This is a genomic window from Streptomyces sp. NPDC048416 (genome assembly GCF_043200435.1).
Classification (GTDB): Bacteria; Actinomycetota; Actinomycetes; order Streptomycetales; family Streptomycetaceae; genus Streptomyces.
On the sequence record NZ_JBICXU010000065.1, the window covers coordinates 1 to 10,060 of the forward strand.

Below are 10,060 nucleotides of genomic sequence, written 5' to 3' on the forward strand. Positions count from 1 at the left end.
GTGTGGAGCAGTTGGTTGCGGTGTTGGGTGTGGTGGTGGCGGGGGGTGCGTATGTGCCGGTGGATGTGGAGTATCCGGGGGCGCGGATTGGTTGGTTGTTGGAGGATGTGCGGCCGGGGTTGGTGCTGTCGACGTGTGCGGCGGTGGGGGGTCTGCCGGAGGGGTTGGCGGTGGAGGTGGTGGCCGTGGACGATCCGTTGGTGGTCGCGGCGTGTGCGGGGCTTTCGGGTGATGAGATTGCTGATGGGGAGCGGGTGGTGCCGTTGTTGCCTGCGCATCCGGCGTATGTGATTTATACGTCGGGTTCGTCGGGGCGGCCGAAGGGTGTGGTGGTGACGCATGGGGGTGTGGCGGGGTTTGCGGCGGGTCTGGTGGGGGCTATGGGTGTTGGTGTGGGTGGGCGTGTGTTGCGTTCGGCGTCGTTGAGTTTTGATGCGTCGGTGTTGGAGTTGCTGCTTGCGTGGGGTTGGGGGTCGGCGTTGGTTGTGCCGGAGGCTGGGTTCGGGCTGGCGGGGGCGGAGCTGGAAGCGGCGTTGTCTGAGGGTGGGGTGACGCATGCGTTTTTGCCGCCGTCGGTGGTGGCGACGTTGCCGGAGGGGGCGTGGGAGCGGTTGGGTGGTCTGGTTGGTTTGGCGGTGGGTGCGGAGGCGTGCCCGCCGGAGTTGGTGGCTCGGTGGGCTCCTGGTCGTCGGCTGATCAATGCGTATGGTCCGACGGAGTCGACGGTGGCTGTGTCGATCAGTGATCCGTTGACCGTGGGTGGGGGTGTTGCGATCGGGCGGCCGGTGCCGGGTGTGGGGTTGTTTGTGTTGGATGAGCGTTTGGGGTTTGTTCCGGTGGGTGTGCCGGGGGAGTTGTATGTGTCGGGGCCGGGGTTGGCGCGTGGGTATGTGGGGCGGCCGGGTCTGACTGCTGAGCGTTTTGTGGCTCATCCTTTCGGTGGTTCGGGTGAGCGGATGTATCGGACGGGTGACCTGGTGTGCTGGAACGCTGATGGTCAGCTCCGGTATTTGGGGCGTGTGGATGATCAGGTGAAGATCCGTGGGTTCCGTATTGAACCGGGGGAGATTCAGGCGGCGTTGGAGGCCGAGCCGGGTGTCTCGCAGGCTCTGGTGGTGGCCCGTCCGCATCTCGACGACACCCGCCTCGTCGCCTACGTCGTTCCTTCCTCGGCAGGGGCGGACGGTGCGACCGGCGAGCAGGTGGAGGAGTGGCGGGAGATCTACGACTCGGTGTATGGCGAAGCCGAGTCGGACGCGCTGGGAGAGGGGTTCGAAGGGTGGAACAGTTCGTATTCGGGTGAGCCGATCCCGTTGTCCGAGATGCGGGAATGGCGTCATGCGGTCGTGGAGCGCATCCGTGGCTTCGGGCCCCGCCGGGTGTTGGAGATCGGTGTTGGTTCGGGGTTGTTGATGGGGCATGTGGCGGTGGGGGTGGAGTCGTACTGGGCAACGGATTTCTCGTCGTCGGTGGTGGAGCGGTTGCGGGGTCAGGTGGCGGGGCTGGGCTGGGATCATGTGGTGGTGCGGTGTCAGGCCGCGGATGATGTTTCGGGGCTGCCGGTGGGAGAGTTCGACACGGTCGTCATCAACTCGGTCGTGCAGTATTTCCCGGGTTGGGAGTATGTGGAGCGGGTGCTGGACCGGGCGTTCGGGTTGTTGGCCGAGGGTGGCCGGCTGGTGGTCGGGGATGTGAGGCATCGGGGTTTGTTGCGGGCGTTGCAGACGGCGGTTCAGGCGCGTCAGGCGGGGGTTGGGGATGCGGCTCGGTTGCGTGCGGTGGTGGAGCAGGCGGTGGTGACCGAGAAGGAGTTGCTGCTGGATCCCGGTTTCTTCACCGTGTGGGCGGCTGGGCGGTCGGATGTGGTGGGGGTGGATGTGCGGTGGAAGCGGGGGGCCGCGCACAACGAGCTGACGCGCCACCGCTACGACGTGGTCCTGCACAAGTCACCTGCCCGCCCGCTCCCGTTGGGCCATGTACCGGTCCTTGGCTGGGGCCGGGACATTGAGACGTGGGAAGCGTTGAATGATGTCGCGTTGCCTGTCCGGGTGTCGGGGGTGCCGAATGCGCGGCTGACCGGGGAGGTTGCGGCGGCTCGCGCGCTGGCCGCGGGGGAGCCAATCGAGCGTGTCCGCGAGCTTCTGGACGAGGAGAGTGGGGTGGACCCGGAAGCAGTGTGCGTCTGGGCTCGGTCCCGAGGCTGGGATGCCGTTGTCACGGTGGGTTCCGGCGGCGTGGACGCCATGGATGTGGTGTTCGTTCCCGAAGGTACGGGTGCGGTGTCGGGGGTCTTGGGTCCGGTGGGTGTGGGGTCGCTTGGGGGGTTGGCGAGTGATCCGGTGCGGACGCGGGTGGTGGGTGAGTTGGTGTCGGTGTTGCGTCGGAGTTTGGCGGAGCGGCTTCCGTCGCATTTGGTGCCGGCGGCGTTTGTGGTGTTGGAGGCTTTGCCGTTGACGGTGGGCGGGAAGGTTGACCGGGGTGCGTTGCCGGCTCCTGAGTATGGGGTGTCGGGGTCTCGGGGGGCGCGGACGCCGCAGGAGGAGGTGGTGTGTGGTCTGTTCGCGGAGGTGTTGGGTCTGCCGGTGGTGGGGGTGGAGGATGATTTCTTTGCGCTGGGTGGGCATTCGTTGCTGGCGACGCGGTTGGTGAACCGGGTGCGGGCGGTGTTGGGTGTGGATCTGGCGTTGCGTGTGTTGTTCGATCGTCCGACGGTGGCGGGTGTGGTGCGGCATCTGTCGGTGGCGGGGTCGCGTCCGGTGCTGGAGCGGTGTGAGCGGCCGGAGCGTCTGCCGTTGTCGTTTGCTCAGCGTCGGATGTGGTTCCTGTACAAGTTGGAGGGTGCGTCGGCGACGTACAACATTCCGCTCGTGCTGCGTCTCACGGGGGAGGTGGATGGGGCGGCGATGGAGGCGGCGCTCAATGATGTGATGGCCCGGCATGAGCCGTTGCGGACGGTCTTCCCCGACATCGACGGTGAGCCCTACCAGCACATCCTCACCCCCACCGAAACCCACCTCACCCTCACCGTGCAGGACGCGCGGTCGGAGGAGCGGCGGGACCGGCTGGTGCACAACATGGCACGGCACGGCTTTGAGCTGGACCGGGAAGTGCCATTGCGTGCGATGCTGCTGACGACGGGGCCCGGCGAGGCGATGCTGATGCTGACGTTGCATCACATCGCCGCCGACGGCTGGTCGATGGCGCCCCTGTCCGAGGACCTGGTGACCGCCTACGCGGCCCGCCGAGAGGGCCGGTCGCCGCAGTGGTCCACGATGCCGATGCAGTACGCCGACTACAGCGTCTGGCAGCACGAACTGCTCGGCGAGGACACCGACCCCGACAGTATGCTCCGCCGCCAGGCCGCCTACTGGACGGACCACCTGCGCGGCCTGCCCGACGTCGTGTGTCCCCCCACCGACCGACCGCGGCCGTCCGAGGCGTCGCACAGCAGCGAAATGCTGCCGTTCGAGATCGACGCCTCGACCCATGCCGCGCTGCGGGAGCTGGCCCGCGCCCACGGGGCGACACTGTTCATGGTGCTTCACGCGGGCCTCGCCGGGTTGATGTCGCGGCTCGGTGCCGGCACGGACATCGCGGTGGGCTCACCCATCGCAGGCCGCACGGACGAGAACCTGGACGACCTGGTCGGCTTCTTCGTCAACACCCTCGTCCTGCGCACCGACACCTCGGGGCGGCCGTCCTTCGCCGACCTGCTTACACAGGTAAGGGAGACCAGCCTGGCCGCCTACACCCACCAGGACATTCCCTTCGAGTACCTGGTGGAGAAGCTGAACCCGCAGCGCTCCGCCGCCCACCACCCGCTCGTCCAGGTCATGCTCACCCTCCAGAACATCGCGGAGGTACGTTTCGACCTGCCCGGCCTCCAGGCGCAACTGGAGAACCCGGGGCAGGGCGCCTCACAGTTCGACCTGCTCCTGAACATCGGTGAGACCTTCGACGAGAACGGCGCTCCGGCAGGCATCACCGGCTTCGTCGAGTACGCCACCGATCTCTACGACCCCGAGACCGTCGAGGCGTTCGGGGCGCGCTACGTACGGCTCCTGCACACCGCCGCGGCCGCCACGGACCAGCCGATCGACACCCTCGACCTGCTCGCCCCGGAGGAACGCCGCCAACTGCTCGGCTGGTCGCGCGCACACGGTGCGGCGCCGCTCGAACCACTCACCCTGCCAGGCCTGTTCGCCGATGCCGTGCGGCGCGCCCCTGGGTCCCCGGCCGTCGTACGCGGCGACGAGGAGGTGACGTACGCCGAACTGGACGCCTGGTCGAACCGGATCGCGCGGCTGCTCGCCGGCCGCGGTCTCGGCCCCGGCCGGCGTGTGGCGCTGGTGATGCGGCGCGGGCCCGGTCTGCTCGCCGCCCTGCTGGGTGTGCTGAAGACCGGCGCGGCCTACGTGCCCGTGGACCCGGACTATCCGGCGCAACGGCGCGCGTACATGCTCGGCGACGCGGAGCCTGCGATGGTGCTCGACGACGAGTGGGTGCGACAGGAATTCACGGACCACCCCGAATCGGACCTCGGCATCGCCGTCGACCCGGCGTACACCGCGTACGTGATCTACACGTCCGGCTCCACCGGGCGCCCCAAGGGCGTCGAGGTGACGCACGCCGGGATCGCCGGGCTCGCGGCGGCCAAGCGGGCCGCTTTCGCGCTGGGCCCCGGTGACCGGGTGCTCCAGTTCTCGCCGTCCAGCTTCGACGCCATGGTCTCCGAGATGGTGACCGCCTTCAGCGCCGCGGCGACCCTCGTGATTCCCGAGGAGACCGGCATCGCAGGACGGGAGCTCGGTGAGCTGCTGCACCGCGAGCGGATCACCAACGCCACGCTCCCGCCGTCCGTCCTGGTCACCCTGGAGGACACCCATGGGCCGGACCGGCTCACCCACCTGACCACGCTGGCCGTCGCTGGCGAGGCATGCCCGCCCGACGTGGCCGCGCGATGGGCACCGGGGCGCCGGATGATCAACGCGTACGGGCCCACGGAATCGACCGTGGGTGCCACGATGAACCCGCTGCCGCCCGGCGGGCAGACCGCGGTGGTGCCGATCGGGCGGCCCCTGCCCGGCCTCGCCGCGCTGGTGCTCGACGACCGGCTCGAACTGGCCCCGGCTGGCGTGCCGGGAGAGCTCTACGTGTCGGGGGCGGGCCTGGCCCGTGGCTATGTCGCCCGCCCCGGCCTCACGGCCGAGCGGTTCGTCGCCTGCCCCTTCGCCGGTCCCGGTGCGCGCATGTACCGCACGGGCGACCTCGCCCGCTGGAACGCCGAGGGCCGGCTGGAATACCTCGGTCGCGCCGACGATCAGGTGAAGATCCGCGGCTTCCGCATCGAACCGGGCGAGATCGAGGCCGTGCTGCGCGGACACCCGGACGTCGCCCAGGCCGTGGTGACGGCCCACGAGCAGCAGGACGGCGCGAGCCGGCTCGTCGCCCATCTGGTCCCGGAGCCGGGGAGCGAACTGTCGGTGTCCGCGGTGCGGGACGCGGCCCGTGACCGGCTGCCCGACTACATGGTGCCCTCGGCCTTCGTCGTGCTCGACGCCGTACCGCGCACGCCCAGCGGCAAGCTGGACCGGGCGGCACTGCCCGCCCCCGACTTCTCCGGCACCTCCAGGCGGGCCGCCCGCACACCGCAGGAACAGATTCTCGCCACCCTCTTCGCGGACGTCCTGAGGGTGCCGGTGGTGGGTGTGGACGACGATTTCTTCGATCTGGGTGGGCATTCGTTGTTGGCGACCCGGTTGGTGAGTCGGGTGCGTGCGGTGTTGGGGGTGGAGTTGCCGTTGCGGGCGTTGTTCGACGCGCCGACGGTGGCGGGGCTCGCCGGTCGGCTCTCGGGTGCGGGGTCGCGTCCGGTGCTGGAGCGGCGGGAGCGGCCGGAAGCGCTTCCTTTGTCGTTCGCGCAGCGCCGGCTGTGGTTCCTGTACAAGTTCGAGGGCGCGTCGGCGACGTACAACATGCCGCTCGCGCTCAGGCTCACCGGCACACTCGACATCACCGCCCTGGAGGCCGCGCTCAACGACGTCATCGCGCGGCACGAACCGCTGCGCACGATCTTCCCCGACGTCGACGGACAGCCCCACCAGCGCGTCCTGGACGCCGCGGACGTACGTCTGCGACTGACTGCGGAGCCGGCCCCGGCGGACGGACTCGACGCACGGGTGGAGGAATGTGTCCGCCACCGCTTCGAACTCGACCGTGAAATCCCCGTCCGGCCCACGCTGCTCAGGAGCGCTCCGGACGACCACGTCCTTGTGTTGACGATCCATCACATAGCCGGGGACGGCTGGTCGCTCGGTCCGCTCGCCGACGACCTCAAGAGTGCCTACACCGCCCGCCGCGACGGTCACCGGCCGACGTGGTCCGCGCTGCCCGTGCAGTACGCCGACTACAGCCTCTGGCAGCACGAACTGCTCGGCGACGACACTGACCCCGACGCTCTCTTCACCCGCCAAGCGGCCTACTGGGCCGCACACTTGGCGGCTCTGCCCGAGATCGTGAGCCTCCCCACGGACCGGGCACGGCCCCCCGTCGCGTCCAAGCAAGGCGCCGAGGTCGCGTTCACACTCGACGCCCCGGCACACGCCGCGCTGCGGGAACTGGCCCGCTCGGCGGACGCCACCCTGTTCATGGTCCTGCACACCGGCCTCGCGGCCCTGCTCTCACGGCTGGGCGCCGGCACGGACATCGCGGTCGGCTCGCCCATCGCAGGCCGCACCGACGAGAACCTGGACGACCTGGTCGGCTTCTTCGTCAACACCCTGATCCTGCGCACCGACACCTCCGGCGACCCCGCGTTCGCCGACCTGCTCGCGCAGGTCAGGGAGACCAGCCTGGCCGCCTACACCCACCAGGACATCCCCTTCGAGTACCTGGTGGAAAAGCTCAACCCGCAGCGCTCCACCGCTCACCACCCGCTCATCCAGGTCATGCTGGCCCTCCAGAACAACGCGGACCTGCGCTTCGACCTGCCCGGTCTGCACACCCAGCTCCTCGAACCGGCCCCCGGCGGCTCGCAGTTCGACCTCACCCTCAACCTCGTCGAGAGCTTCGACGAGGACGGCAGGGCTGCCGGAATCACCGGCCTGATCGAGTACGCCACCGACCTCTACGACGCCGCCACCGTGAACGCCTTCGCGGCCCGCTGGACCCGCCTGCTGGCCGCCGCGGCCGAGAACCCGCGCCGCCGTGTCGGCGCACTGGACATTCTCGACGCCGACGAACGGCACACCCTGGCCACCTGGAGCACTTCGCCCCACACCGAGACGGAGGCGACCCTGCCCGAACTCTTCGAGAGGCAGGTACGCGCCACCCCGCACGCACCCGCGCTGATCGACGCCGACGGCACGGTCTGCTACGCAGAACTCGACGCGCGCGCCAACCAGATCGCCCACTGGCTCATCACCCAGGGCGCCGGCCCCGAAGCTGCGGTCGGCGTCGCCGTCGACCGCTCCCGCACCCAGATCGCCGTCCTACTCGGCGTCCTCAAGGCCGGCGCGGCCTACCTGCCGGTCGACCCGGGACATCCCGCCGAACGCATCGCCTACCTGATCTCCGACGCCCGGCCCGCACTCGTGCTGGCCACCCGAGCCGTGGACGCACCAGCGCCGCTCTTCCTCACCGACGACCCCGCCACCACCGCCGCCTGGGACCGGCAGCCCACGCGAGCACCCCGGGACGGCGACCGCACGGCACCCCTGCGCCCGTCCAACACCGCGTACGTCATCTACACCTCGGGCTCCACCGGCACCCCGAAAGGCGTGACCGTCACCCACGCGGGCCTCGCCGGCCTGACCGCGACCGCCGGGCGCTTCCGCCTCGGCGAAGGCAGCCGCACCCTTCAGTTCACCTCGTCCAACTTCGACGTGTCCGTGATGGAACTCCTGACGGGCTTCACCGTCGGCGCCGCGCTCATACAGACCGGCACCGAGCACCTGGTCGGCGAACAGCTCGCCGCCGCGCTCGCCACTCACCGGGCCACCCACCTCTTCATCCCGCCGTCCGTCCTCGCCACCCTCCCCGACTCCGCCGAATCCACCCTGCCCGATCTGAGGTCCCTGGTGGTCGCGGGCGAGGCATGCCCGCCCGCCCTGGCCGCACGCTGGTCCGCCGGACGCCTGATGGTCAACGCCTACGGCCCGACCGAGGCCACCGTCTACGCCACCACAAGCCCGGCGCTTGACGGGCCGAACGCGCCCATCGGCACTCCGGTCATCGGCGCCCGCGTCTTCGTCCTGGACGGCAACCTGAGCCCCGTGCCTCCGGGCGCGCCCGGCGAGCTGTACCTGGCGGGCCCGGGCCTCGCACGCGGCTACGTCCGCCGGCCGGGCATGACGGCGGAACGGTTCGTGGCGTGCCCGTTCGACGTGCCGGGCAACCGGATGTACCGCACCGGCGACATCGTCCGCTGGAACACGGACGGACAACTGGAGTACCTGGGCCGGTCCGACGACCAGGTGAAGATCCGCGGCTTCCGGGTCGAACCCGGTGAAGTGGAAGAGGCGCTGCGACGGCTGCCCGCGGTGCGACAGGCAGTCGTGACGCCGTTCGTGCACGCGGGCGAGACACGGCTCGCCGCATACGTGATCCCCGCACCCGCACCCGCACCCGCACCCGTGCCGATGCCGGTCGCCGAGATCACCCCCGAGTCGCTGCGCGCCGACCTTCAGAAAGTACTGCCGGGCTACCTCGTGCCGTCCGCGGTCATGGTGCTGGACGCGCTGCCCCTGACACGGAACGGAAAAGTCGACAGGGCAGCACTCCCCACCCCGCACTACGCCGGACACACCGCGACAGCTCCCCGCACACAGCAGGAGGAAATTCTGTGCGGCCTGTTCGGGGCCATTCTGGGGGTGGCGTCGGTCGGGGTGGACGACAGTTTCTTCGAGCTGGGTGGTCATTCGCTGTTGGCGACGCGTCTGGTGAGCAGGGTCCGTCGTGTCCTGGGCGTCGAGCTGCCGTTGCGGGTGTTGTTCGAGGCGCCGACGGTCGCCGGGCTGGTTCGCCGGCTGGGCTCGGGACGGGTGCGTGCCGCGTTGGAGGCGCGCCCGCGTCCGGAGTTGCTGCCGCTGTCGTACGCGCAGCAGCGGCTGTGGTTCCTGCACAAACTCGAAGGCCCCTCGGCGACCTACAACATGCCCTTCGCCCTGCGCCTCACCGGCGACGTCGACCGCGACGCGCTGGAGGCCGCCATCAACGATGTCGTGGCACGCCATGAGTCGCTGCGCACGGTCTTTCCCGAGAGGGACGGCCGACCGTACCAGCGTGTGCTGCCGTTGGCCGAGGCGCGGGTGCCCCTCACCGTCGAACCGGTCGAGGAACCGCAGACCACCCCGCGCATCGCCGAGACCATCCGGCACGGCTTCCGCCTCGATCGCGACGTCCCCGTCCACGCCCACCTGCTCGATGTGACCGGGAGCGATGACGCGGTCCTGGTGCTGGTGCTGCATCACATCGCGGGGGACGGGTGGTCGGCGGGCCCGTTGGCACGTGACCTGGTGGCGGCGTATGCGGCCCGGTCCGGCGGCGAGGCCCCGGTGTGGCCGGCGCTGCCGGTGCAGTACGGGGACTACACCGTGTGGCAGCACGAGGTACTGGGGGACGTGGACGACCCGTCGAGTGTGGCGGGCGGCCAAATCGCCTACTGGCTAAGCCAGTTGGACGCCGCCCCGGAAGAGGTGACAGTGCCGGGGGACCGGCCGCGTCCCGCGTCGGCGACGTACCAGGGTGAAGTGATCGGCTTCGAGATCGGCGCCGACCTGCACGCCGGACTCCGGGACCTGGCGCGGTCCGCGGACGTCACCCTGTTCATGGTGCTGCACGCCGGCCTCGCGAGCCTGCTGTCACGGCTGGGTGCGGGATCGGACGTCGTGGTGGGTTCGCCGGTCGCGGGGCGGATGGACGAGGGCCTGGACGACCTCATCGGCTTCTTCGTGAATACGTTGGTGGTGCGGACGGATGTGTCGGGTGATCCGTCGTTCGGTGAGTTGTTGGGGCGGGTGCGTGAGGGGTGTCTGGAGGCGTTCGCGCATCAGGATGTGCC

At 69.9% G+C, this 10,060-nt stretch carries 1 protein-coding gene; it reads left to right on the forward strand.

Going from position 1 to position 10,060, the window contains the following annotated elements; translation table 11 throughout:
• Positions 1 to 2: 2 nt before the first annotated feature.
• The coding region (locus ACGFW5_RS35145) for an amino acid adenylation domain-containing protein (RefSeq protein WP_393838426.1) at positions 3 to 10,060 on the forward strand (10,058 nt) is incomplete at its 3' end.